Annotated in this window: 22 protein-coding genes and 1 riboswitch; of the genes, 19 read left to right on the top strand and 3 right to left on the bottom strand. The window is 51.8% G+C overall.

Annotated elements, in window-relative coordinates; all coding sequences use genetic code 11:
- Positions 1–46 precede the first annotated feature (46 nt).
- The 5 genes from tig to yihA all read left to right on the top strand — a co-directional run bounded on the left by tig (position 47) and on the right by yihA (position 6,559).
- The gene (tig, locus tag LK536_RS31795) at positions 47–1,333 is read left to right on the top strand and encodes a trigger factor (protein WP_120058249.1); all 1,287 of its coding nucleotides are present in this window, start codon (positions 47–49) and stop codon (positions 1,331–1,333) included.
- 140 nt (positions 1,334–1,473) lie between these two features.
- A complete protein-coding gene (gene clpP / locus LK536_RS31790) occupies positions 1,474–2,055 on the top strand; it encodes an ATP-dependent Clp endopeptidase proteolytic subunit ClpP (RefSeq protein WP_008725253.1) in 582 nt (193 codons plus the stop codon).
- A 75-nt stretch (positions 2,056–2,130) separates the two neighbouring features.
- Positions 2,131–3,450: an ATP-dependent Clp protease ATP-binding subunit ClpX gene (gene clpX, locus LK536_RS31785; RefSeq protein ID WP_227794967.1), complete on the top strand. Its 1,320-nt coding sequence runs from the start codon at positions 2,131–2,133 to the stop codon at positions 3,448–3,450.
- Positions 3,451–3,631: 181 nt separating this feature from the next.
- The gene (gene lon, locus LK536_RS31780; RefSeq protein WP_008725260.1) at positions 3,632–5,959 is read left to right on the top strand and encodes an endopeptidase La; all 2,328 of its coding nucleotides are present in this window, start codon (positions 3,632–3,634) and stop codon (positions 5,957–5,959) included.
- A gap of 18 nt (positions 5,960–5,977) precedes the next feature.
- Complete coding sequence (yihA, locus tag LK536_RS31775; protein WP_008725261.1) at positions 5,978–6,559, top strand: ribosome biogenesis GTP-binding protein YihA/YsxC; 582 nt, start codon at positions 5,978–5,980, stop codon at positions 6,557–6,559.
- A gap of 199 nt (positions 6,560–6,758) precedes the next feature.
- Here the strand turns inward: yihA and LK536_RS31770 are convergent, their stop codons facing one another.
- Entirely contained in the window at positions 6,759–8,177 is a 1,419-nt protein-coding gene (locus LK536_RS31770) for a sodium:solute symporter family protein (RefSeq protein WP_008725263.1), read from the bottom strand.
- A 195-nt stretch (positions 8,178–8,372) separates the two neighbouring features.
- Positions 8,373–8,527, bottom strand: a riboswitch (cyclic di-AMP (ydaO/yuaA leader).
- A gap of 150 nt (positions 8,528–8,677) precedes the next feature.
- Between LK536_RS31770 and LK536_RS31765 the strand changes: the two genes are divergently transcribed.
- A complete protein-coding gene (locus LK536_RS31765; RefSeq protein ID WP_008725268.1) occupies positions 8,678–9,493 on the top strand; it encodes a metallophosphoesterase family protein in 816 nt (271 codons plus the stop codon).
- 59 nt (positions 9,494–9,552) lie between these two features.
- Here the strand turns inward: LK536_RS31765 and LK536_RS31760 are convergent, their stop codons facing one another.
- Positions 9,553–10,071, bottom strand: a complete 519-nt coding sequence (locus tag LK536_RS31760; protein WP_008725275.1) for a DUF4364 family protein — start codon at positions 10,069–10,071, stop codon at positions 9,553–9,555.
- Between the two features lie 33 nt (positions 10,072–10,104).
- Complete coding sequence (locus LK536_RS31755) at positions 10,105–11,253, bottom strand: NAD(P)-dependent malic enzyme (RefSeq protein WP_025482116.1); 1,149 nt, start codon at positions 11,251–11,253, stop codon at positions 10,105–10,107.
- 218 nt (positions 11,254–11,471) lie between these two features.
- Here LK536_RS31755 and LK536_RS31750 point away from each other — a divergent pair, with 218 nt between their 5' ends.
- The 13 genes from LK536_RS31750 to spoIIAB all read left to right on the top strand — a co-directional run bounded on the left by LK536_RS31750 (position 11,472) and on the right by spoIIAB (position 26,910).
- On the top strand, positions 11,472–15,098 hold the full coding sequence (locus tag LK536_RS31750; protein WP_227794966.1) for a DUF5717 family protein: 3,627 nt from the start codon (positions 11,472–11,474) through the stop codon (positions 15,096–15,098).
- A gap of 70 nt (positions 15,099–15,168) precedes the next feature.
- Positions 15,169–16,392 carry a DUF5716 family protein gene (locus LK536_RS31745; RefSeq protein WP_227794965.1) on the top strand — a complete coding sequence of 408 codons (1,224 nt, stop codon included), beginning with the start codon at positions 15,169–15,171 and terminating at the stop codon, positions 16,390–16,392.
- Positions 16,389–17,201: a hypothetical protein gene (locus LK536_RS31740; protein ID WP_008725279.1), complete on the top strand. Its 813-nt coding sequence runs from the start codon at positions 16,389–16,391 to the stop codon at positions 17,199–17,201. The genes LK536_RS31745 and LK536_RS31740 overlap by 4 nt, the downstream gene beginning before the upstream one ends.
- A gap of 19 nt (positions 17,202–17,220) precedes the next feature.
- The gene (locus LK536_RS31735) at positions 17,221–17,748 is read left to right on the top strand and encodes a YbaK/EbsC family protein (RefSeq protein ID WP_227794964.1); all 528 of its coding nucleotides are present in this window, start codon (positions 17,221–17,223) and stop codon (positions 17,746–17,748) included.
- A complete protein-coding gene (locus LK536_RS31730) occupies positions 17,745–17,927 on the top strand; it encodes a hypothetical protein (RefSeq protein ID WP_506092031.1) in 183 nt (60 codons plus the stop codon). Before LK536_RS31735 ends, LK536_RS31730 begins: the two co-directional genes overlap by 4 nt.
- Before the next feature lie 237 nt (positions 17,928–18,164).
- On the top strand, positions 18,165–20,807 hold the full coding sequence (locus LK536_RS31725; protein WP_227794963.1) for a valine--tRNA ligase: 2,643 nt from the start codon (positions 18,165–18,167) through the stop codon (positions 20,805–20,807).
- 80 nt (positions 20,808–20,887) lie between these two features.
- Positions 20,888–22,129, top strand: coding sequence for an AfsR/SARP family transcriptional regulator (locus LK536_RS31720; protein WP_008725284.1), 1,242 nt, complete (start codon positions 20,888–20,890; stop codon positions 22,127–22,129).
- 25 nt (positions 22,130–22,154) lie between these two features.
- Positions 22,155–22,952, top strand: coding sequence for a DMT family transporter (locus LK536_RS31715; RefSeq protein WP_227794962.1), 798 nt, complete (start codon positions 22,155–22,157; stop codon positions 22,950–22,952).
- A 174-nt stretch (positions 22,953–23,126) separates the two neighbouring features.
- A complete protein-coding gene (locus tag LK536_RS31710; RefSeq protein ID WP_008725287.1) occupies positions 23,127–24,503 on the top strand; it encodes a bifunctional folylpolyglutamate synthase/dihydrofolate synthase in 1,377 nt (458 codons plus the stop codon).
- Positions 24,500–24,640 carry a hypothetical protein gene (locus LK536_RS31705; protein ID WP_008725289.1) on the top strand — a complete coding sequence of 47 codons (141 nt, stop codon included), beginning with the start codon at positions 24,500–24,502 and terminating at the stop codon, positions 24,638–24,640. Before LK536_RS31710 ends, LK536_RS31705 begins: the two co-directional genes overlap by 4 nt.
- A gap of 9 nt (positions 24,641–24,649) precedes the next feature.
- The gene (locus LK536_RS31700) at positions 24,650–25,954 is read left to right on the top strand and encodes a tetratricopeptide repeat protein (protein WP_034575888.1); all 1,305 of its coding nucleotides are present in this window, start codon (positions 24,650–24,652) and stop codon (positions 25,952–25,954) included.
- Between the two features lie 112 nt (positions 25,955–26,066).
- Entirely contained in the window at positions 26,067–26,408 is a 342-nt protein-coding gene (locus LK536_RS31695; RefSeq protein ID WP_025482111.1) for an STAS domain-containing protein, read from the top strand.
- A gap of 97 nt (positions 26,409–26,505) precedes the next feature.
- Positions 26,506–26,910: an anti-sigma F factor gene (gene spoIIAB, locus LK536_RS31690; protein WP_034575891.1), complete on the top strand. Its 405-nt coding sequence runs from the start codon at positions 26,506–26,508 to the stop codon at positions 26,908–26,910.
- The last annotated feature ends 14 nt before the right edge of the window (positions 26,911–26,924 follow it).

The following is a 26,924-nucleotide window of genomic DNA, read 5'->3' as shown; positions in this document are numbered from 1 at the left end:
TGGTTCATGGGCGAATCACATATATTTTAAGGAGGAACCCGTAAAAATGAGTGTACAAGTAGAAAAATTAGAAAAAAACATGGCCAAACTGACAATAGAAGTAGATGCAGCGCAGTTTGAGGATGCAATGAAGAAAGCCTTTAATAAGAATAAGAATAAATTCAATATTCCAGGCTTCCGTAAGGGCAAAGCACCGCGTGCCATGATTGAAAAGATGTATGGCGAAGGCATTTTTTATGAGGATGCTGCTGATGAAGCCATCAATGCAACCTGCATGCAGGCCATGGACGAGAGCGGACTGGAGATCGTGTCCAGACCGGAAGTTGCCGTGGAGCAGATAGGCAAGGACAAGCCATTCATTTATACCGCACTTGTAGCTGTAAGGCCAGAGGTAACCCTGGGCGAATACAAGGGCATTGAAGTTGAGAAGGCAGACGCGGCTGTGACAGCTGAGGATGTGGAAGCAGAACTTAAGAAGGTACAGGAGCAGAATGCAAGGCTTCTGAGCGTTGAGGACAGACCGGTTGCTGACGGCGACAAGACTGTCATTGACTTTGAAGGATTTGTTGACGGCAAGCCATTTGACGGCGGCAAGGCAACGGATTATGAGCTGACCATCGGCAGCCACTCTTTCATCGATACATTCGAGGAGCAGCTGGTTGGCAGGAATATCGGCGAAGAGTGCGAAGTAAACGTAACCTTCCCCGAAGAGTACCATGCGCCTGAACTGGCTGGGAAGCCGGCTACCTTCAAGGTAACCGTAAAGGAAATCAAAGTAAAGGAACTGCCTGCCCTGGATGATGAATTCGCAGGGGAAGTTTCCGAATTTGAGACCATGGATGAATACAAGAAGGATATTGAGGCAAAGATTCTTGAGAGGAAGCAGAAAGAAGCTGCCACTGAGAATGAGAACAGGGTGGTTGACCGGGTTGCTGCCAACGCAAGCCTGGAGATTCCTGATAAGATGGTGGAAAGCCAGATTGACAACATGGTCCAGGATACTGCCCGCCGTATGCAGGGACAGGGCCTGTCCATGGATATGTATATGAAGTATACAGGCATGACCATGGATACCATGAGGGACCAGATGAGGCCGCAGGCACTTAAGAGGATCCAGACCAGACTGGTGCTGGAGGAAGTGGTTAAGGCTGAGGACATCCAGGTCTCTGACGAGAGGCTGGATGAGGAGCTTGCCAAGATGGCTGCAGCTTACCAGATGGAAGTCGATAAGTTAAAAGAATACATGTCAGACCGCGACAAAGAGCAGATGAAGGAAGACCTTGCTGTTCAGGAAGCAGTCGATTTCCTGGTTGCTGAAGCAAAACTGGTATAATTCACACTGGAAAGTCCACGATGGAAAGAATCGTGGAAAGTTATGATACGGGGGGTTTACAGTGTGGGGGCCATACTGTGAATCTCCTGGGTTTTTGTAAGTGAGTATATAATATGACTGTGTGACAGGAGGATGATTATATGAGTTTAGTACCCTATGTCATTGAACAGACCAGCCGTGGGGAGCGTTCCTACGACATCTATTCAAGATTATTAAAAGAGAGGATCATATTCCTGGGAGAGGAAGTAAATGATGTATCCGCAAGCCTTGTGGTTGCACAGCTCCTGTTCCTGGAATCGGAAGACCCGGGCAAGGATATCCATCTGTATATCAACAGCCCAGGCGGTTCTGTTTCTGCAGGCTTTGCAATTTATGATACCATGAACTACATCAAGTGTGATGTGTCCACCATATGTATCGGCATGGCAGCCAGCATGGGTGCATTCCTTCTTGCAGGCGGTGCAAAGGGTAAGCGTTTCGCGCTTCCTAATTCCGAAATCATGATCCACCAGCCATCAGGCGGTGCAAAGGGCCAGGCCACTGAGATTAAGATTGTGGCCGAGAACATTTTAAAGACCAGGAAAAAGTTAAATGATATCCTGGCTGCCAACACCGGAAGGCCCATAGAAGTGATTGAACGCGACACGGAGCGAGACAATTATATGTCTGCCGAAGAGGCAAAGGAATACGGTCTTATTGATGAAATCATCGCTCATCATTAATTGGAAGGCCGGACAGAAGTAAGGATGATTCCCGGTTGGATAAATTGGGTAAAAGCATGAAAGGTTAGGTAACGTATGCCAATTAGACCAGATGACACGATCCGCTGTTCCTTCTGCGGAAGGACTCAGGATCAGGTACGGAAGATGATTGCCGGAGCAGGCAACAACAATGTGTATATCTGCGACGAGTGTATTGAGCTGTGCTCAGAAATCCTGGAGGAAGAGCTGGAGGGGCAGGAAGATTCAGCATCCCCGGCCCTGGCAGATATCCGCCTTCTGAAGCCGAAGGAAATCAAGACATTCCTGGATGAATATGTCATTGGGCAGGATGAGGCAAAGAAAGTGCTGTCCGTGGCTGTTTACAACCATTATAAACGTGTCACATCCTGCCAGAACATGGATGTGGATGTACAGAAGAGTAATATCCTCATGGTTGGTCCTACTGGTTCCGGTAAGACTTACCTGGCCCAGACCCTGGCAAAGATTTTGAATGTTCCATTTGCCATTGCGGATGCCACGGCTCTTACAGAGGCAGGGTATGTGGGCGAGGATGTGGAAAATATACTGTTAAAGCTGATCCAGTCGGCTGATTATGACATTTCCCGTGCTGAGTACGGTATCATATACATTGATGAGATTGATAAGATTACCAAGAAGTCTGAAAATGTTTCCATCACCAGGGATGTATCAGGTGAAGGCGTCCAGCAGGCCCTCTTAAAGATACTGGAGGGAACGGTTGCCAGTGTTCCTCCCCAGGGAGGCAGGAAGCACCCGCATCAGGAACTGCTTCAGATTGACACCACCAACATCCTGTTCATCTGCGGAGGCGCTTTTGACGGGCTGGAGAAGATTGTGGAACAGCGCATCAGCGCCGGCTCCATTGGATTTAACGCAGAGGTGGTTAATAAGAATGATAATGACATTGATGACCTGTTAAGGAAGGTGGAACCAAAGGATCTTACCAAGTTCGGGCTGATTCCTGAGTTCATTGGCCGTGTGCCGGTGATGGTGTCCCTCCAGTCCCTGACCAAGGACGCCATGGTACGCATCCTGTCCGAGCCGAAGAACGCCCTGACAAGACAGTATCAGAAGCTGTTCGAATTGGACAATGTAAAGCTGGAGTTCACCAGGGAAGCCCTGGATGAGATTGCACAGCTGGCCGTGGACCGTAAAATCGGCGCCAGGGGACTGCGCTCCATCCTTGAGACGGTTATGATGGATCTGATGTATGAGATTCCATCAGATGATACAATCGGAATCTGCACCATTACCAAAGGGGTAGTGGATAAGACAGGACAGCCGGAACTGGTATACCGCGATATGCCTCCTGCGTCTGCCCGTAAGCCGATGTCCGACAGGATGCGGGGAGAGGGAAAGACAGGCGAGATTGCGTAGGAGGATGATTCCTGATTAATGAAACCGGGAAAGATGCGGTTCGTTTCTGTGACAATTTAGACAAAGGGAAAGGGCCGCTGCAAACCAGATATGACCCGGATGAAAGCCGTCAAGGCTCTGTCCGGCACCTGTATTGCAGCGGCCCTTTGGATGTTTGACATACAAGAGGTGAAGTTTAAGAATGGCAGAACAAGTGATAATAATGCCCGTAGTGGCACTGAGAGGACTAACCATACTTCCGGGAATGGTGCTGCATTTTGATGTGAACAGGCCCAAGTCCGTAGCCGCTGTGGAAAAGGCCATGGTAGGGGACCAGAGGCTTTTCCTTGTGGCCCAGAGACATCCTGAGATTGTGGACCCTGAACTTGGAGAACTGTACCAGGTGGGCACGGTAGCTGTTGTGAAACAGCTGGTCAAGCTTCCTGGCAAGGTTGTCAGGGTGCTGGTGGAAGGCCTTGAGAGGGGTGAACTGCTGTGTCTGGACTCAGAGGAACCGGCCCTTATAGGGGAAATCGGCTCCATTGAGACGGACGGGGAAGAGCTGGATTATCTGACCCAGGAAGCAATGCTGCGCATTGTGAAGGACAAGCTGGAAGAATATGGAAGGGTAAACCCGAAGATTACGAAGGAAATCCTTCCAAACCTGCTGTCTGTCAGCGGATTGGATGAGATGCTGGACCAGATTGCAATCCAGCTTCCCTGGGATTACACAATCCGGCAGACCGTATTGGAGAATAGTTCCCTGTCAGCCAGGTATGAAGTAGTGATGCATACCCTTATGACAGAGATGGAAATATACAGGATCAAGAAGGAGTTCCAGGAGAAGGTAAAGTCTGACATTGACCAGAACCAGAAGGAGTACATCCTCAGGGAGCAGATGAAGGTAATCCGTCAGGAGCTGGGGGAGGACAACCCCCTGTCAGATGCGGATGAATACCAGAAGAAACTGGACAGCATGAAGGCTGACAAGGAAGTAAAGGAAAAACTCCACAAGGAGATAGAGCGGTTCCGTACAATGCCTGCCGGAAGCCAGGAAGGCAATGTGCTCCGCACGTATATTGAGACGCTGCTGGAACTTCCCTGGAAAAAAGTGTCAAAGGATAATGACGATATCCGGCATGCGGAAAAAATCCTCAATGAAGACCACTATGGTCTGGAGCAGGTGAAGGAAAGGATACTGGAATATCTGGCCGTGCGAACACTGACGAAGAAGGGGACCAGCCCCATCATCTGTCTGGTTGGCCCGCCCGGAACAGGAAAGACATCCATTGCCCGCTCGGTGGCAAGGGCCCTGGGCAAGAAGTATGTCCGCATCAGCCTGGGCGGGGTCAGGGATGAGGCGGAGATCCGCGGCCACAGGAAGACATACGTGGGGGCCATGCCGGGCCGGATCGTGGAGGGCATGAGACAGGCCGGGTACAGCAATCCCCTGATGCTGCTGGATGAGATTGACAAGGTCAGCAGTGATTACAAGGGAGATACCTCCTCCGCCCTGCTGGAGGTGCTGGACGGGGAACAGAATGTAAAGTTCAGGGACCATTATGTGGAGGTGCCCATCGACCTTTCCCAGGTACTGTTCATCGCAACCGCCAATACCACCCAGACCATACCGGGACCGTTATTAGACCGCATGGAACTGATTGAGGTCAACAGCTATACGGAAAATGAAAAATTCCATATTGCCAGGGATTATCTGGTGGCCAAACAGATGGGACGCAACGGGTTAAAGGACAGCCAGATTACATTTTCCGATAAAAGCCTGGAAAAAATCATACACAACTATACCCGGGAGGCAGGCGTCCGCAACCTGGAGCGCCGCATTGGGGATGTGTGCAGGAAGGCTGCAAGGCAGTTCCTGGAAAATAATAAGAAATCCATCAAGATAACTGAGTCCAACCTGGAGAAATACCTGGGCAAGGAAAAGGTTACGTTTGAGGATGCCAATGAGGAGGACCAGGTGGGAATCGTACGCGGCCTGGCCTGGACCAGCGTGGGCGGGGATACGCTTCAGATTGAGGTCAATGTGATGCCTGGAAAAGGGAATCTCCTTATGACAGGGCAATTGGGCGATGTGATGAAGGAATCAGCCCAGACAGCCCTGACCTATGTGCGCTCCGTGTGTCCGGATCATGGGATTGCGGATGATTATTTTGAGAAGCATGACCTGCATATCCATATTCCGGAAGGCGCAGTGCCAAAGGACGGTCCTTCGGCCGGCATCACCATGGCTACCGCCATGCTCTCGGCTGTTACTGAAAAGCCGGTGCTTGCCAAGGTTGCAATGACAGGGGAAATCACGCTGCGGGGAAGGGTGCTTCCCATCGGCGGCCTGAAGGAGAAAATCCTGGCAGCAAAGATGGCCCATATAACCAAGGTGCTGGTGCCTGACAAGAACCGGCCGGATATGGGAGAGTTGTCCAAGGAGATAACCAAGGGACTGGAAATCGTGTATGTGAAGTCCATGGTTGATGTGGCAAGGGAAGCATTCGTACCAGCTGTTACAGAGTAGGGAAATAAGGAGATATTTATGATTATAAGAGATGTGAATCTGGAGACCGTTTGCGGCGTTACCAGCAAGATGCCGGAAAATATCCTGCCGGAATTTGCCTTTTCAGGCAAGTCCAACGTGGGGAAATCCTCCCTGATTAATGCGCTGATGAACAGGAAGTCATATGCCAGGACCTCTTCCCAGCCAGGTAAGACCCAGACCATTAATTTTTATAATATTAATGGCGCGCTTTATTACGTGGACCTTCCGGGGTACGGCTATGCAAAGGTGGCCCTGGAGGCAAAAGAAAAATGGGGGAAGATGATTGAGCGTTACCTGAGGAATTCTGCCATGCTTAAGATGGTGTTCCTGCTCATTGACATCCGCCATGAACCTTCGGCCAATGACAGGATGATGTACGAGTGGATCATATATAATGGATACCATCCCGTTGTCATCGCCACCAAGCTGGATAAGATTAACCGCAGCCAGGTACAGAAGCATGTGAAGATGATCCGCGAGGGCCTGGGCATGGAAAAGGATGGAATCATCATCCCGTTTTCTGCCGAGACAAAACAGGGGCGGGATGAGATATGGGATCTGATTGAAGGTAATATGTAGGATGGGTGCCTGGGGATGTGAAACAGCGGTGAAGGATGTGCCCGCAGCACACCCCGGGCCGGAGCCGGGGAGGGTTCCCCGAATTGGCGGCGGCCCGGAGGCCAGGCTATAAAAGAGCAGCCTCTAAAGCCATGATAACAGAAAAGACGGGGCGGTCATCACTGATTGGATGTGACCCCGTCTTTTTAGTACCTTGTTCCTATGCCATCCTGCAGGGGGACTTCTTATAAGTTGCCAGACTTACAATCACTAATAACAGGCCGCATACAACAGCGCCTGGAACGGTTTCTCCAAGGCCGAAGGGATTGCCCGCAAGCTTCCATCCCACACATACCGCAAAGCCGCCTATCATGGCGGACAGGATGCCCTGGTTGGTGGCTTTTTTCCAGTATAAGGCTGCAAGGGCCGGGAGGCCGGCTGCGGCTGCATAGAAGGACCAGGCAAACATGAGCACATTGTAGGCATTTTTTATGTACAGGGCAATGATGAGGGCGCCCATGGCCAGGACAACGGACATGATGCGGGACATGAGGATTTCATGTTTTTCTGTCATTTCAGGCATGAAGTTCTTGCCCAGGTCATGGACAAAGGTCTGGACGGATACAAGCAGGTAGCTGTCTGCCGTGGACATCATGACGGACAGGATTCCGGCCAGGGCCAGGCCTGTAAGCCCGGGTGGAAGGATGCTGATTGCAAGCGCGGGCACCACTGCATCGGAACTGCCGTATTGTGCCACCACATTGGGCAGGATCTGCTGTGCAACCAGGCCCATGAAGAATACCAGGGCAATGGTCACCATGTAGATGGAAGTGCCCCAGAACATGCCCTGGGTTGCTGACTTTTTGTTTTTGGCTGCAAATGCCCGCTGCCACATCTCGGCGCCGGCCAGGGTGAATACCAGGTAGGTGACGATATCGCCCAGGATACTGCCGTTGATGTGGGGAACCAGATAGGATTTGTCCAGGTTCTGCCAGAACACGGAGAAATTGCCCAGGTAACGGACACTGGATATGGGGATAAGGATGTATACAAAGATAATCAGCATGAAAAACTGAAGTACATCCGTGTACACCACGCCGAATAATCCGGAGGCCGCCGTATAGATGATGAAGATGACGGTGGCCACCAGTGCGCCGGCCTCATAGCTGATCCCGAATTCACTGCCCAGCATCTTGATGATGGTGGCTGTGGCGGTTACCTGTGCAGCCACGGTGCCCATCATGGTGAAGACAATCATGAGGGCCAGGACACAGCGGGCGTTCCTGCTGAAACGGTAGTGGAAGAGTTCGGGAATGGAATTGATGTTGCGGGCCGCGCCCACCTCCTGGATCCTTCCTGCGATGGCGGAGAAGATGAACATGCCGATGAGATAGGGGATTGCCGTCATGATGGCCTTGAAGCCGGTGGTGTATGCGATGCCTGCCCGGCCCATCATGGCGCTTCCGCCGATGATGGACGCGCACACGGTGGCTGTCAGCACGAAGGGACCCAGGGTCCTTCCTGCCACGTAGAAATCGCCTGTATTCCTGATCCGTTTCACAAACCATACTCCTACCAGCAGCATACCAATCATATAAAGGACGATGATAGTCAGATCCAATACGGTTAGTTCATGCATAAAACAGGTCTCCTTTCTGAATGGCGCCGCCTGTGGGAGAAGGATTCAATTTTTTAGTTGGTAAGGAAAAAAGAATGGACTTTAATTAAGAAATCCGCCTGCAATGAATGCAGGCGGAAAAGTATGCGGCAATATAGCAATGCTGGACATATGGAATCATAAATAATCCATATGAAACTACAATATACCAGAATGTCCGTGTCCCTCTTCCGCCTATGAGATTAGCTGCCGGGTTAGGGAAAAGAAGGTTCCCTGATGTCAGGATATCCCAAGGACATGCCTGGACAAATACACCCCAAAAAATTGGTTCTCCCACTGTTGCTGTGAGCAACATTAAGCGACTTTGTTATGTGTTAACGCTATCTTAACATTAAATATACCATAGATGGGGGATGGTGTAAAGAAGATTCAACTCGACATATCCTGCATTTAGCGTATAATATATACTGGAATACGGTATGGAAACAAAAGAAACTGATTATTATCTGGAGGTATGAGTAATGGAAGGGGGACCTATACGGGCAGCGGTCATGGCAGATACCCATGGCGTGCTGCGGCCTGAGGTTGAGAGGATTCTTGAAACCTGCGACGTAATCATCCATGCTGGCGATTTTGACAGCCAGATGCTGTATCATAAATTGGATGTGGACCAGCCCTTGTATGCGGTCAGGGGGAATAATGACAGGGGATGGTCCGGGGGGCTTGCCACGGTTAAGCGGTTTGAGATTGGCGGGGTTAAATTCATCATGGCCCATGAAAGGGTGGATATCCCCAGTTCGCTGAAGGATGTCCAGGTGGTCATATTCGGACATTCACACATGTATTACCAGCAGGAAATCAATGGAAGGCTTTGGCTGAATCCGGGAAGCTGCGGTTATAAACGGTTTACCCTGCCCCTGTCCCTGGCTGTGATGACCATTGAGGACGGTAACTATGAGGTGGAGACCATATGGCTGGAAAAAGGCTATGGAACCCCTGGAGCGGCCAAGGCACAGATGGAAACGTCCAAGATGGGCAAGTATGAAAAGCAGCAGCGACGCTATAAGCAGAAGGCTGGAAAAGCGGCGGGCGGAAAGCAGGCAGCGGATAAGGAACAGCGTGATTCCCGGAGGAAAGAGGCGGAACGGGACAGCCTGTTCATGATAGCTAAAATCCAGCGGCTGAAAAAGGCAGGGGAAACAAGGGACTGGGTCATCCGGAATCTGGGAGATGAGTATAAGCTTGCCGGGACCGTGTATGATATCTGCGAAAAAAAGCCAGGCCTCAATGCCCGGCAGATATTGGAACTGATAAAGGAACAGATCATGTCTGTATGAAACAACAAGGATGGAACCGGGGCAATTGCCAGCCGTACCGACAGGCTCCGGGGCCAGCTTCAGGACAGGAGGGTGCGCATCACATGCGCATATATCTCCTGGCTTTTTGTTTTCCAGGCATTGCACATGGATTCGGCCTGCTCCTTATCAGGAACGGATAAATCCAGGCGAATCAAGGTGGTCTTGTTTTCACGGACCTCACAGTGGACGATATAGTCCTGATTGGTCCCGCGGTAAAAGTCAGCGGTGGTGCCTACCTCTTCCCGGAGGCGGAACTTGTTCTCCTTAAGATACTGGTCCATGTCCTCAATGATGGCCGAGGATATGTTCTTCCCAAAGAAGTTCAGGGTTTCCTCGCCTTCCTTGGTGATATCATAGCGGGTACTGTTATGGCTGGCCTCCTTGTGGACCAGACCAGCGTCTTCCAGTTCATTTAAAGCCTGCTGGAGGGTGAAATATGTGGTGTACTCATGCTCTGTAAAGAAGTTGGTCAACTGGGCATTGGTGAGGGGGAAGTTCACCTGCTTTAACATATAGAGATTCATCAGTTTATACAAGGTCATAGGTTCAGTCAGCATATCATACACTCTCCATCAGGTTATTACATATTGTCAGATATAATCCTTTACAGCCCTGCTTACCACATCAGCCACCCTGGGGTCAAAGGCTTCCGGAAGTATATTATCTTCATTCAGGTCCTTTTCATCCACAAGCCCTGCAATGGCATTGGCGGCAGCCAGCTTCATCTCTTCCGTAATGGCGGTGGCACGTCCTTCCAGGGCGCCCTTAAAGATTCCGGGAAATACAACCACGTTGTTGACCTGGTTGGGGAAATCGGAACGTCCGGTCCCGACCACCTTTGCACCGGCTGCTTTTGCCAGGTCCGGCATGATTTCGGGAACCGGGTTGGCCATGGCAAATATGATTGCGTCCTGATTCATGGATGCAACCATATCCTTTGTCACGATACCGGGGGCGGAAACCCCAATGAAGATATCGGCGCCCTTCATGGCATCCGACAGGGAACCGGTCCTGTGTTCCAGGTTGGTTAAGTCCATCATTTTTTCCTGCATCCAGTTAAGGCCTTCTGCGCCTTTACAGAGGATTCCTGATTTATCACACATGATGATATGGGGGAACCCATAGGTGAGGAGAAGCCTTGTGATGGCCACGCCTGCGGAACCCGCGCCGTTGACAACCACCTGGCAGTCCTCTTTCCTGCGGCCGGTTACCTTTAAGGCGTTGATGACGCCGGCCAGGACAACGATGGCGGTTCCGTGCTGGTCATCATGGAATACCGGTATGTTAAGGCGTTTCTTTAATGCTTCTTCTATCTCAAAACAGCGGGGGGCGGCAATGTCTTCCAGATTAATGCCTCCAAAAGCAGGTGCGATGCGGACCACTGTCTCGATGATTTCCTGTGTGTCCTGTGTGTCCAGGCAGATGGGGAACGCGTTGACCCCGCCGAATTCCTTAAACAGCACGGCCTTGCCTTCCATGACCGGCATGGCAGCCAGAGGCCCGATATTGCCCAGTCCCAGGACCGCGCTTCCGTCGGATACAACGGCAATGGTGTTGGACTTGATGGTATAAAGGTAAGCGGCCTCAGGGTCCTTTGCGATTACCTTACACGGTTCAGCCACGCCGGGCGTGTAGGCCAGGGCCAGGTCTTCCCTGGATGCCACGGTTGCTTTTGATACTGTTTCAAGTTTCCCTTTCCATTCTTCGTGGAGCATCAATGCTTTTTCATTGGTTGTCATGATGGATTCCGTCCTTTTCCTATGATATATAGAATTAAAAATGCATTTTCCTATATCATAACAATTTTAACAATCATAATCAAGTTCCTTTTCAGATTATGTTTTTCATGAGCTTTAAAGAATTATTCAATTAAAACTTTTAAATCAAAATAAAATGTGGTATCATGTTACATAAGTGTGAACAATATACACATAAGGATAAAGATACAGGTGGTACTATGAGGGAACGGATTAACCGTCTGGCCAGGGGAATTATTGACAGCGGGATTCCGGAACTGGTGCTGGCTCCGGATAAGGTGGAGGCAGTGGTTCCGGCGGGTGAGGTCATCCGTGGTGAGATTGTGGTGAGCAGCGGAAACAATCTGCATATCAAAGGGCTGGTGTATTCCAGCCATGCAAGGGTGCAGGTTGTGGAGAACGCCTTTGGCGGCCTGCGCAACCGAATAATATACGAAGTCAACAGCCGGTATACTGAGCATGGGGACGTCATTAAGGGATCTTTTTATCTTGTCACCAATGGAGGTGAGAGGGAGATTCCTTATTCTTTGCGCGTTCAGGCCGGAAACGGGGGGGAAGTATTCGGCTCCCTTGCCACGCCAAGGGATTTTGCGGCCCTGGCAAAGAGGGATTTGGAGACAGCCCTGAGGGTGTTTGAATATCAGGATTTTACAGAAGCGCCCTTCATGCAGGATGCGCGCGTCCGTACCATCTATGAAGGATTAAAGGGCAGGGCGGGCAGACGGAACCTGCTTGAGGAATTCCTGGTGGCGCTCCATGTAAAGGAGCCTGTCAGGCTGTCCATGGACACAGGGAAAAGGACATACGGGAATCCGCAGGAACCGGTGGGGGATTCCATTGACATTGCAGCCGGCAGCTGGGGGTATGTGTCTGCGGATATTGAAACAGATGCCCCCTTTATTGAACTGGTGAAGACAAAGATAACGGATCAGGATTTCATCAACAGCAGGTGCCGCATCCACTACAGGATTGTGCCTGCGCGGCTTCACAGGGGACGGAATTTCGGACGGATCAGGGTACGGTCCCTGAGGGAAGAATTCATATTGGAGATTGAGGCCATGGGGGATGGAGCGGCGGACATCACCGGACGCGGCCCCAAGAAGGATGGCAGGATGGACAGGGAAAGCCTGCTGCGTTATCTGTCCCTCAGGCTGAATTACGAGACAGGGATATATGAGCCGGCCCTTCTGCTGAACCAGATGACAAAGGAAGCAGAGCGTCTGCGGGCGGATTACCCGGATGACATGCGCACCAGGCTCCTTCAGGCGGAGCTTATGATTCTTAACGGCAAACAGGATAATGCATTCATGGTCCTGGAGGAAACAAGGGACAGCGTGCTGAGGAACAGGGAGAAGCAGGTGGAGATATACTGCTTTTATCAGTATCTGCGCCTGCAGGTAAAGCCTTCCACGGATCAGAAGGAATCCCTGATCCGCTATATCAGGAAGCTTCTGTGGGAGGACGGCATGGTCCGCCCTTATCTGTTCCTGCTCCTTGTAAGGCTGGATGGGACCATGGCGCAGAATCCGCTGAAGCTTTATGAGACAATGTCATCCCTGTTTGAAAACGGAAGCAACAGCCCATTCTTATACACGGCGGCCTGCAGGCTTATGGAGGAACATCCTGACCTGCTGGTCCGTCTGGGCGATTTTGAGATACAGGTCCTGTATCTGGGCATACAGAAGAATATGGTGAGTTCACGGCTGGCGCTTAAGGCGGCCGGGCTGGCTCTGGGAATCAAGCATTACAGAAAGCTGCTGGAACGTCTGGTGGTGAAGCTTTATGAGGCGTATCCGGATGTGGGCCTGCTGGAGGCATTGTGCAGCATCCTCATTAAGGGGGAGCGCAAGAACAGGGACGCATTTGAGTGGTATGAGAAGGCGCTGGAGCAGGGGGTTAACCTGACCAGGCTGTATGAGTATTTCCTGTATTCCCTGCCCGGGGATTACAGCCATCTGCTGCCGAGGGAGGTGCTGCTGTATTTTTCCTATGACAAGGACCTGGACAATCACAGCCGTTCCGTGCTCTACCGGAACATACTGCTTTATATGAATCCGTCATCCGAGCTGTATCAGGCATACACCCGGCATATGGAACAGTTTGCCATGGAACAGCTGTTCCGTTCCAAGATTAACAGCCGCATGGCCGTGATTTACGAGCACATGATATACAAGGACATGATTGACATGCGGGTTGCCCGGGTATTGCCGGGTATCTTAAGGTCCTGCCGGGTCCGCTGTGAGGATCCCAGGATGAAGTATGTGATTGTCCGTTACGAGGAACTGGAAGAGGAGGAGGCATACCTGCTGGAGGACCAGGCAGCCTATGTCCCGATTTTCTCTGACCGCAATGTGCTGCTGTTCCAGGATGCCTATGGCAACCGGTATCTGGACGTGAAACACTGGAAGGTGCCGGTGATGGACAGGCAGGAGCTTCTGGACCAGTGTTACCAGGTATATCCTGACCATCCCATGCTGCGCCTGCGTGAGTGCAGGGCCATACTGGAACAGGGCGTGGGGACGGACAGCCAGGTGGAGCTTCTGGAAGAGACCATGGTGGAAATGCACCTGTCCCCTGTGTTTGAAGCCTCTGTCCTGCAGGCAGTGACCGGATATTACTGTAAAAAGGCCTCAGAAGAAAAAGCCGGGACAGGAGGATTTAACTGCTCCTATCTGATCCAGCTGGATAAAAAGCGTCTTGGGGTAAAGCAGAGACAGCAGATCTGCGAGACACTGATCAGCCAGAATTATATGCGGGAAGCATATGACATGATAAGGGAGTACGGAAGCCAGTACATCAATCCGCACAGACTGATGAAGCTTTGCGCCCGGACCATACTGATGCGGCTGTTTGACCAGGATGACCTGCTGCTTAATATGGCGTACAGGGTGTTCCAGGCCGGAGCCTATGACAGTGTCATCATGGATTATCTCTGCGAACATTTTAACGGGACCGGATTCCAGATGTATGAGGTTCTGATTCAGGGGGTGCGGGAGCATGTGGAGACATATGACCTGGAAGAACGCCTGCTGTGCCAGATGCTGTTTACGGGCTGCTGTGAGCAGATGGACTCTGTGTTCGAGCTTTATATGAAGCGGAAGCCTACCAGGGAAATCATTGTAAAGGCATATTTTACCCAGAAGTGCGTACAGTATTTCCTGGAAAACCAGGAGATGGACGAGAGGGTATTCGAATATCTGAAACAGGCAGTGGCGGGGAGCCTTGAAAAGGACAGGATGCCCACCATTTACCTGCTGGCCCTGACCAGGTACTGTTCCACCCTTGATAAACTTGACGCGGAAGATGTGGAACTGCTCAAGGGCGTGACTGCAGTGCTTCTGGAGGAAGGCCTGGTATTCCCCTACACAAGGGAACTGTCCAGGCATATCCCGGTGCCGGAGGATATCATGGACAAGGCCATGGTGGAGTACAGGGGCAGCAGGGACGGGCATCCGGAGCTTCAGGTCAGGATACTTCCTGAGGAGGAAGACTGGCATAGTGAGGATTTCCGCAGGGTCTATCAGGGAATCTATGTAAAACAGAAGGTACTCTTTGAGGGTGAAACCATGGAGTACAGGATATATGACCATAAGGCAGCCGGGCTTTGCAATCCATCAGGGAAAGGCCCGGAGGTAAGCCGCGTGCTGGCGGCAGAAGGCCGGGTGGAGTGCGACCACAAGCTGGAGGGCAAGGAAAACAGCCGTTTTGCCTGCCTGAATGAGATGGGGACCGCACTGAACCATAAAGACAGCGAGGCACTGTTGAAGGCAATGGAAGATTACCTGAAAAAGTCCGCTGCCCTTGGCCGCCTGTTCCCCATTGAATAGGGCTGCCTGTGAAATTGTTGAGGTAAGTCCCCGGATAGATGGGCCGGGGGAAAGTATGGAGGAGCTGTCTATGGACGGACTTGTGATCGGTCTGGATCTGAATGATGATTATACCCAGATCTGTTGTTATGATAAAGAAAAGTCCTGGACCATTCCTACGGTCATCTGCCGCAGGAAGGAAGAGGAAACCTGGCTTTCAGGGGAGGAGGCATATGCGGCTACCCTTCTGGGGGAAGGGATAATAGTAGATAAGCTTCTGAAACTGGCTGCAAAGGACGGGACGTCCACAATCGGAGGCATATGCTACAGCGGCAGCACGCTTTTAAAGCTGTTCATCCAGAAAATGCTGGAGTATCCGAAAAGGGAATTTGGAAAGGACACAATCCAGCAGCTGGTCATTACGCTTCAGAGCGTGGATGCCAGGCTGCTGGATACATTGATGTACTGTGCTGATTTCCTGGAAATCCCAAGGGAGCGCGTCCATGTCATCAGCCACACGGAAAGTTTCATCTATTATGTGCTGAGCCAGAAAAAGGAACTGTGGACCAACCAGGTGGGACTGTTTGAACTGTCCTCTGAGCGCCTGTGCTATTATGAGATGAAGGTCATAAGGGGCATGAGGCGGAACATGGTCCAGGCAGAAGCCCAGAACCAGGAGGAGGCATTTAACCTGGATATCCTGGATTCGCCTTCCGGAAGCAAGCTGGCGGACAAGATTCTCTGCTCCTGCGGGGAGAAACTGCTTGGCAGGAAGCTGTTTTCCACCGTGTTCCTTACGGGAAAGGGATTTGAACGCCAGAACTGGGCAGGCGGTTTCATGCGGTTTGCATGCAACCGGAGAAAGGTTTTTGTAGAAGAATATCTATTTGCCAGGGGAGCTGCCTATAAAGGGGCGGATTATACCCATGATGCCACGTCCTACCCGTATATTTTTGTATGTGAGGGGCGGCTCCGGGCCGAGGTGGCCCTGCGCGTCATGAGACGGGGCAGGGAGAGCAGCCTGGTGGTGGCGTCCTATGGCGACAACTGGTATGAATCAAAAAGTTCACTGGACCTGATTGTGGATGGGCAGAACGAGATTGAATTTACCATCACACCCCTGGATTCCAAGAAACGCAAGCTGGTGCGCGTACCCTTAAGCGGTTTCCCGGAACGTCCCCCAAGAACCACCCGGGTGGGGCTGAAAGTGGGATTTACCAACGAGGAGACCATGATGATGGTAATTGAGGACAAGGGATTCGGGGAACTGTTTCCTGCCTCAGGCGCAGTGGTGAGACAAGAGGTAAGCTTATGAGTTTGATACTATGCAGGCATGAGCCGGTGAAACATCCTTATTATATCGATGTGCTGGGAATCCACATCCATTCTTCCCAGGAACTGTGCTATGTGATTTACAACCATCCCATCCTGGTGATGGATGATTTCATAGATGAGCTGCTGATTGAGTTCATACGCAGGGACCTGGATATGGACTATCTGGCAGGCCGTATGGAAAAGCTTCTGGAAACAGGCAGCCGGCATGAGGACGTATTGTTCCTGTTCCTGTCCGAGTGTGACTATTACAATGATAAGGAAATACAGAAATATAAGACCACGGTGGCGGCCCTGCGCGCCCTCCACCCCGCTGAATATGAAAAGGAGCGCGCGGACTATATGTTCCGGGCGCGCCAGTATGGTAAAGCGGCGCAGAGATACGGCAGGGTGCTTGAATATCCCGCCGATAAACAGGTCAATGATGCGTTCCTTGCAAAGGTATACAATAATCTGGGCGCGTCCTACGCCATGATGTTCCAGTTCAGGAAGGCCCTTGGGGCCTACGATAAGGCGTACGGGCTGGGTAAGGACATGGATGTGCTGAAGCGGATTTATTTCCTTACGGTCTTTGCGCCGGAACTGGATGTGAAGGACCGCTACCAGGCCCTGTTCACAGAGGAACTGAAAAGCAAGTGGAAGATTGAGATTGACGGGGCCAGCCTGGATGCTGGCCAGGATGAGGATGTGCGCGCCCTGAGGGCCTTGTTTAAAAAAGACCCCATCAAACGCATGAACGGCGCCTCTGCCATGGTGCAGCGGTGGAAACAGGAATACAGGATGATGGTATGATGAAACGGAGGTAACTGACATGGCTTTTGACATTGCAAAGGAACATCTTGAGAAACTGGGATTGGGTGACAGGATCCATACCTTTGAGGTATCCAGCGCAACCGTGGAACTGGCTGCCCAGGCAGTCGGCTGTGAACCGGCCCGCATTGCCAAGACACTGTCCTTCATGGTTCAGGGCAGCCCGATACTGGTAGTGGCTGCAGGAGATGCCAAGGTGGACAATCATAAGTATAAGGACCAGTTCGGGGTTAAGGCCAAGATGCTCTCCCCGGACGAGGTGGCAGATCTGGTGGGCCATGGCGTGGGCGGCGTGTGTCCCTTTGGGATAAAGGACGGGGTGAAGGTTTATCTGGATGAGTCCCTGAAGCGTTTCCACGAGGTATTCCCGGCCTGCGGCAGCGCCAGCAGCGCGGTGCGCCTGACCATCCCGGAACTGGAGCTGGCTTCGGGAAGCCCGGTATGGGTGGATGTGTGCAAGGCATGGCAGGAGGAAGGAAAACAGGGGACGGAACCGTCCGGCATGGCAGGCATGACAAAAACCGCTTGACAAACAGGATAATAGTCTTTATCATAAATAATTATATAAAATTAATAAAAGGTGATGAGGAAGAGGAGTACACTGCTTCAGACCAGCAGAGATGGCTGCTCCGGGTGTGGGATGGATATCCAGACACAATCCGGGCTGGAAGGCGGCCTTGGCAGAGGAGGGTGGAAGGTAGCTTCTGAACCTGGATGGTGAAGGGACAGGGAAGATGCCTGTTCTGCGTAGCCGTCACACGGGCGGCTCCGTTACTGGCCAGAGAGATTGCCGGGCATTGGTCTGTTCCGGCAGAAGTAAAGGTGGTACCGCGGAATATCCGCCCTTTGCCCGGCCGGACGGCCATATGGGCAAGGGGCCTTTTTATTTTTCAGGACAAAACGTCTACCATAAAAGAAGTGTGGAAAGGTAAAGGAGAAAAAGTTATGAAGGAACTGGAGAAAACCTATAATCCGGCGGACATAGAGGACCGTCTGTACGAGAAGTGGCTGAAGGGGAAGTATTTCCACGCTGAGGTGAACCGCAGCAAAAAGCCGTTCACAATCGTGATGCCCCCGCCTAATATCACAGGACAGCTCCATATGGGGCACGCCCTGGACAACACCATGCAGGACATCCTGATCCGCTATAAGAGGATGCAGGGATATGAGGCCCTGTGGCAGCCAGGTACGGACCATGCGGCCATTGCCACCGAGGTCAAGGTAATTGACAAGCTGAAAAAGGAAGGCATTGACAAGGCTGACCTTGGACGCGAGGGCTTTCTTAAGGAGTGCTGGAAGTGGAGGGATGAGTACGGTACCAGGATCGTGAAGCAGCTTCACAAGCTGGGATCCTCCGCTGACTGGGACAGGGAGCGCTTCACCATGGACGAGGGCTGCTCTGACGCCGTACTGGAAGTATTTGTAAAACTCTATGAAAAAGGCTATATTTATAAAGGCTCCAGGATCATTAACTGGTGTCCTGTGTGCCAGACCTCCATTTCGGATGCGGAAGTTGAGCATGTGGAGCAGGACGGATTCTTCTGGCATATTAATTATCCGGTGGCGGGCGAGCCGGGCCGGTTTGTGGAGATTGCCACGACCAGGCCTGAAACCATGCTGGGCGATACCGCGGTAGCCGTGAATCCGGAGGATGAGCGCTATCAGGACATCGTGGGCAAGATGCTTGAGCTTCCCCTTACGGACCGCCAGATCCCGGTGATTGCGGACGCGTATGTGGATAAGGAATTCGGCACCGGCTGCGTGAAGATCACACCGGCCCATGACCCCAATGACTTCGAGGTTGGAAAGCGCCATGACCTGGAGGAGATTGTTATCTTAAATGATGACGCCACGGTCAGCGCAGAGGGACCGTATAAAGGCATGGACCGTTATGAAGCCAGGAAGGCCATTGTGGCCGACCTTGAGAAGCAGGGACTGCTGGTGAAGGTGGTTCCACATTCCCACAATGTGGGCACCCATGACCGCTGCAAGACCACGGTTGAACCCATGGTAAAACAGCAGTGGTTCGTGCGGATGGAGGAGATGGCAAAGCCTGCCATTGAAGCCCTGAAGAACGGCACCCTGCGTTTTGTGCCTGAGAGCTTTGGCAAGACATACCTGCACTGGCTGGAGGGAATCCGTGACTGGTGCATCTCGCGCCAGCTGTGGTGGGGCCACAGGATTCCTGCCTATTACTGCCAGGACTGTGGTAAGATCGTGGTTTCCAGGGAAGAACCCCACACCTGCCCCCAGTGCGGCGGTGCCAGCTTTAAGCAGGATGAAGATACCCTGGACACATGGTTCTCCTCAGCCCTTTGGCCGTTCTCAACCCTGGGCTGGCCGGAACACACCGAGGATTTGGATTATTTCTATCCAACGGATGTGTTGGTGACCGGATATGATATCATCTTTTTCTGGGTCATCCGCATGGTATTCTCAGGCATTGAGCAGACCGGAAAAACACCCTTCCATACAGTGCTGATCCACGGACTGGTAAGGGACTCCCAGGGCCGCAAGATGAGTAAGTCCCTGGGCAACGGAATCGACCCCCTGGAGGTCATTGACAAGTACGGGGCAGATGCCCTCCGCATGACTCTGATTACGGGCAATGCGCCTGGCAATGATATGCGTTTTTACTGGGAACGTGTGGAGAACAGCCGTAATTTTGCCAACAAGGTATGGAACGCTTCCCGTTTCATCATGATGAATATCGGGAAGGCGCCGGATGTAACAACGGTTTCCCTGGACAGCCTTACCATGGCCGACCGCTGGATTCTGTCCAAGGTGAACACCCTGACAAAGGATGTAACGGAAAACCTGGACAAATATGAGCTGGGAATCGCCCTTCAGAAGGTTTATGACTTTATTTGGGAAGAATTTTGCGATTGGTATATTGAAATGGTGAAGCCAAGGCTGTACAATGAAGATGATACCACCAAGGCGGCCGCCATCTGGACCTTAAGGACCGTCCTGATCCAGGCGTTAAAGCTTCTCCACCCGTTCATGCCTTTCCTGACCGAGGAGATATTCTGCAACCTTCAGGAGGAAGAGGAGACAATCATGGTTTCCCAGTGGCCCCGGTACAGGGATGAGTGGGATTACAGCGTGGAGGAGACATCCACCGAGACCATCAAGGAAGCGGTACGGGCCATCCGCGGCGTGCGCACGTCCATGAATGTCCCGCCCAGCAAGAAGGCCACTGTATATGTCGTATCAGAGGACCAGGGCCTGTTAGGTATATTTGAACACAGCATCAGCTTCTTTGCCACGCTGGGATACGCGGGAGAGGTCGTGCTTCAGAAGGATAAGACAGGGATTGCAGGGGACGCGGTTTCAGCGGTCATCCCGGGCGCTGTCATCTATATGCCATTTGCGGACCTGGTGGATATTGAAAAGGAAATAGAGAGACTTCAGGGTGAAGAGAAGCGTCTGGCAGGAGAACTGGCCCGGTCCAACGGCATGCTGAACAATGAGAAGTTTGTCAGCCGTGCGCCTGAAGCCAAGATTGCAGAGGAGAAAGCCAAGCTTCAGAAGTACACCCAGATGATGGAACAGGTCAAGACACGTCTGGCACAGCTTCAGAAGTAAGCAGTTCCGGGAGTTCAGGGCGTCTTTGGAACGCCCTGCCGGGATGGGAAGTAATTCAGGATAGAGAGGGAGAGCAAAGCATGATTGATACATCAGGAAGCAAGCCGGTCATCCAGGTGAAGATGTTTGGCGGATTTACCATTACAATGGATGATAAGTCCATGAGCGACAGCGATAACCGTTCCAGGAAAGCATGGAACCTGCTCAGTTATCTGATCATCAACCGGCGTAAGGACGTCAGCATCAATGAGCTGTTTAATGCCATATGGCAGGAAGGGATGCAGGACAACCCTTACGGGGCGCTGAAGACCCTTGTTTTCCGTGTCAGGAAGATGATGGAGGCAGCAGGCTTTCCCTCCCAGGACCTGATACTCAACCAGAAGGGGGCCTATATGTGGAACCCTTCCTGGGAGCTGTCCATTGACACGGACCGTTTCGAGTTCCTTTGCAGACGCATACTGGCATCCCAGGATGACATAAAGGATATGGAAAATGAATGGCAGGAAGCCTTTGATCTGTATCAGGGCATGTTCCTCCCAAAGTCAGCGGATGACAGCTGGGTGGTGCCGCTGAACACATATTATCATTCCCTGTACCAGAAACTGGTGAAGGCTGCCTGCGAATACCTTCTGGAAAGGGAGGAATATGCACAGGTGGAGGATATCTGTTCCAGGGCGGCAGGGATTGACCGGTTTGCAGAGGATTTCTATTACTATATGATTTATGCTGTTTATAAGCAGGGGAACCAGAAAAAGGCACTGGAACAATATAAGTCCACCACGGAACTGTTTTACCGGGAACGTCTGATAACGCCTTCGGACCGTTTCAAGGAATTATATGAAACCATCAGTGACCGCCAGCAGGAAATCATCACGGACCTGGATGTCATCCAGGCATCCCTTGGCTGCCCGGGAACCATTGAGGAGGAAAGGGAGCATGGGGCTTACCAGTGCGAGTACGCTGTATTTAAGCGCCTTGTGCAGCTGGAACGCCGCGGTGTGGAGCGCAGCGGCGACTCCGTATACCTGTGCCTGCTTACGGTGGGGGACAGGAGAGGCCGCACCCTGAAACCTGAGATCCAGGCCAGGGCCATGGAACGGTTAAAGAGCGTGATTAACCTTTCCCTCCGTTCCAGTGATGCATTTTCCCGTTACAGTGTAAGCCAGTACATAATCCTTCTCCCATCAGCTACCTACGAGAATGGGGAGCAGGTCATGCGCCGTATCATGTCGGCGTTCAACAAGGCATATGTGCGCAAGGATGTTGCGGTCACCTACAGCCTGAATGTAGTACTTCCAAAGGAAGACACCATAGAAGCATGAATATTACAGCGAGGATAATACTACCATGAAGATAAAGAATGCAGTTCTGCTGCTTTTGACAGCCGCCATCTGGGGCGTTGCTTTTGTGGCCCAGAGCGTTGGGATGGACTATGTGGGTCCGCTGACCTTTAATTGTGTCAGAAGCCTGATTGGGGGCGTGGCCCTGTGCCTTGCCAGCAATTTCCAGCAGTTCGGCATCCAGTACACTACTGTGGGAAAGGCGGGCTTCATCACTGCCTGCTATATCATCATTGTCCCTATCCTGGGACTTTTCTTTAAGAAGAAGTGCAGCCCTGTGATTGTGGGAGCGGTTGCCCTGTCCGTGGTTGGTCTGTACCTGCTGTGCATGACCGGCGGGGACCTGGCTGTGAATAAGGGAGACCTGCTGATGCTGGTGTGCGCCCTGCTTTTTTCCGTCCATATCATGGTCATTGACTTTTTCTCACCGGTGGTGGACGGGGTCAAGATGTCATGTATCCAGTTTTTTGTGTGCGGGGCAATTTCGGGAATCGGCATGCTCCTATATGAGACACCGGATATGGGACAGATCCTGGCGGCCTGGGCCCCGGTGCTCTATGCGGGCGTCATGTCCTGCGGTGTTGCATACACCCTTCAGATCATAGGACAGAAGGGCGTGAACCCGACCGTGGCGTCCCTGATACTGAGCCTGGAATCCAGCATATCCGTCCTGGCCGGCTGGGCCATCCTGGGACAGAAGCTCTCCGCCAAGGAACTGGCAGGCTGCGCCCTGATGTTTGGGGCCATCATACTGGCCCAGCTGCCTGTGGGAAGGAAAAGTCCTGCCGTGGCAGAGGAAGGATGATATCCGCCAGGTCCGGCAGGCGGCAGTATTTAGCCGTGCCTCCTGCGCAGGAGCGCAATTTGTCGTATCCGGGCGAAGCCTGGCGAGAATATCCGGTTGATAATTACAGGAAATTAGGTTAAGATTATAAAAGCCTGTCCAGAGGACAGGCTTTTAAGAAAGAATGGTACTGATATGGGCAGGGCAGAGGAATATTTAAATCAGATTCCTATGTGGACCAGGAAAAAGAATTCCCTGGAGGATGTCAGGGACGTATTGGACTCCATGGGGGCGCCGGACCAGGACATACCGGCCATCCATGTGGCGGGAACCAATGGAAAGGGATCTGTGTGTGCTTTCCTTACATCCATGCTTAAGGAAGCCGGGTATAAGACAGGAACCTTCATATCCCCCCATCTGATTGAGGTGAGGGAACGGTTCCTGATAAACGGTGTCATGGTGGATGAGGCAGATTTCGAGGATGGGTTTGAAACCGTGCTGGAGGCCGGCAGGAAGATGATGGAAAAGGGATATTGCCATCCCACCTTTTTTGAGTTCCTGTTTTATATGGCCATGGTCATATTTAAAAGACAGGATGTGGACGTAATGATCCTGGAGACAGGAATGGGAGGCAGGCTGGACACAACCAATGTCCTAAAGCACCCCTGCGCCTGCGTCATCACCTCCATCAGCCTGGACCACACCAAGTATCTGGGCGATACCCTGGAGGAGATAGCCGGTGAAAAAGCCGGAATCATCAAACCGGGGGTTCCGCTTATATTTGACAATAATGAGCCCCGGGTGTCCACCATACTGGAGGGATGTGCGTTCCGCAGGGGAGCTGCCCGCTATCCGGTGGGAATGGATGATTTCAGGGTGGTGCATGTTGGCGGCGATGGACTGGAAATCAGCGCCAGGATGAAGGATGAGGCAAGACTGAAGCTTCAGATTCCCTTTGAGGCGCTTTACCAGGCTGAGAATGCCATGCTTGCAGTCCGCACCCTGGATGTGCTCAGGCACGGCGGGGAATGCAGCAGGAAAGGCAGCCGGGTCCCGGGCCATGGGCCGGTGGGCGCGGCAAGGTGCATTACCTGGAACATTGGGGATGGGCAGATTGCCAGGGGTATCTTAAAGACGGTATGGCCGGGACGGATGGAACAGGTGGTTCCTGGCATCTATCTGGACGGAGCCCATAATCCCGGGGGAATCAAGGCCTTCATACAGACGGCAAGGGAGATTTCCGCACGTCTGGAAAAACAGCCCTTCCTTTTGTTCGCAGCTGTGTCAGATAAGGATTACAGGGATATGGAGGCCCGGCTTTCCGCAGGAATCCCGTGGAAATGCATCGGTGTGGTCCATATTAACAGTGACAGGGGGCTTTCATCCGAAACCCTGGCAAGGGAGTTTGAAGAAACAGCCGGCTGTCCCGTGGTTCCTTTTGAGGATACCAGGACGGCTGTAATGGATATGAGGAAGCGGAGCAGGGACGGTGTGCTGTTCTGCGTGGGATCCCTGTATCTGATTGGGGAGATTAAGGCAGTTTTAAACGAGATAGGAGTTGAGCATACATGATTGATTTTGAAGAGGAGATTGAGCGTTTTAAACCCAGCCTTGATGTGGAGCAGGTGGAGGACGCCATTGTAAAAAGCGATTTGACGGATATGACAGACATCATGATGGAACTGATAAAAGAAAGAGGCGAAAAATAGGCGGTGGATATGGACTATGCAAGAAGAAACCAGCAGATTGCCAACAGCTTCTATAACCTTGGCCTGGAGAAGTCCAGGATCAGGGATCTGTCCGGAGCAGCCCAGTGTCTGAAGAAAAGCCTTCATTTTAACAAATATCAGACAGACGCCCGCAACCTGCTGGGGCTTATATACTACGAGAACGGCGAGGTTGCCGATGCCCTGGTACAGTGGGTCATCAGCCTGAACCTGCAGCCGGAAGACAACCTGGCTGACCATTATCTGGACGAGATCCAGAGAAAGCCCGGTCAGCTGGAACGGGAAAGCCAGAATGTAAAGACCTTTAACCAGGCCCTGTGGCATGCCCAGGGCGGAAGCGATGACCTGGCCATCCTGCAGCTTGCCAGGGTGGTGGAATCCAACCCGCATTTTGTGAAGGCCCACCTTCTCCTGGCCCTGCTTTATATGGGACGGGAGGATTATAATAAGGCCGGGCGTTCCCTGTATAAGATTTTACAGATAGACAAGAGCAACCAGAAGGCCCTGTATTATATGTCCATTGTAAAGCAGAACACGGGCCGGGCGGACGCTGAGAAGCGCAAGATGGTAAAAGCATTTTCCCACAGGAAAATGGAGGATGACGATGTCATCATCCCCAATACTTATAAGGAGAGCACAGGGCTTTCCACCATACTGCACATTATCATCGGACTGGTTCTTGGCATAGCTGCATTTTACTTCCTCATCCTTCCTGCCAGGACCAAGGCGCTGAACAATGAGAGGAACCAGGAAGTCATTGCCTATAGCCAGAAGCTGAACAATGCAAACCAGCAGTATGATATCCTTAAAACGGATTATGACAGGCTGGATGCCCAGGCAAAAGAAGTACAGGCCAGGCTGGACGAGCTGACAACCGGCAATACCAGTATCATGGCCCAGTACCAGGGGCTTATCTGGATCCTGCAGAACTACAGGACAGGAGACCTGGTGGCTGCCGCCAAGGCATTTGCAGAGGCCAGCTTTGATTTGATTGAGGATGAGAATATAAAGGCTATCGTGGAAAGCATACGCCAGGATATGACGGCCAATATATACCAGAACCTGGTTGACCGGGGACTGACCCTGTGGAACGCAGGCAATAAGACAGAGGCCATGGATTATTTCCAGGCCAGCCTGACCATAAAGCCGGATAATCCCGAGGCCCTGTTCTATGTAGGGCGTCTGTACCAGGATGCGGGCGACATGGACAATGCCAATACCATGTTTGATAAGGTGGTCAATGAGTTCCCGGATTCCCCTTATGTGGAAAGGGCCAGGAACGCAAGAGGATATTAAACCAGACATTTAAAAATCAAGATACTACGGAAGATAAGCATGACGCGTCTTTTGTAGTATCTTTTTTTATACAAAAATCCAGACACAGCGCAGAAGAAAGGAGTATGAGGACATGGATCATACAATGTTTACCTATGAAGCCAGGGAGCAGACTCTTGTGATACACCTTCCTAAGGAACTGGACCATCACAACTGCAGGAACCTGAAAAGCGATACGGACCTGCTTCTGGAAGAAAATTATATTAACAGGATTGTATTTGATTTTACGCACACATCCTTTATGGATTCCTCTGGAATCGGCGTGCTGTTAAGCCGTTATAAGCAGATGGCGGCCAGCAGGGGGCATGTATCCTATTATGGGGCGGGCGCCCAGGTTAAGCGGATACTGGAAATGGGCGGGATCAACCGCCTGATAAAAGGATATGAGGACAGGGAATCAGCCCTTAAAGGATAAGAGGGGAGAAGAAAAAATGGAGGATAAGAAAATGGAGTCAATGATGGAAAGTCCCCGGTTTGACAAAGCGGGGAATGGTAAGGAACACTTAAGGCTTATGATGGACAGCCTTTCACAGAACGAGGAGTTTGCCAGGGTGGTGACAGCCGTGTTCATGAGCAGGCTGAATCCCACCCTGGAAGAAATTGATGATGTCAAGACGGCCGTGTCCGAGGCCGTGACCAATGCGGTCATCCATGGTTATGGGAACCAGGGAGGGGTTATCTGTATGGACATAACGGCAGATACAGCTGAGGGAATACTGACCGTATGCATAGAAGACCAGGGTGTGGGAATACCGGATGTGAAGACAGCAATGGAACCCATGTTTACCACGGATGAGTCAGGCGAGCGTTCCGGCATGGGCTTTTCTTTCATGGAGGCGTTTATGGATGAGGTAGAGGTACAGTCGGAGCCGGGCAAGGGAACCCTGGTATCAATGAAGAAATTCATCGGCAGGTGACGGCGATGGATGAG

Source organism: Clostridium pacaense (assembly GCF_020709765.2).
Lineage (GTDB): Bacteria > Bacillota > Clostridia > Lachnospirales > Lachnospiraceae > Enterocloster > Enterocloster hominis.
This window is presented reverse-complemented; position numbering and strand designations above follow the sequence as displayed.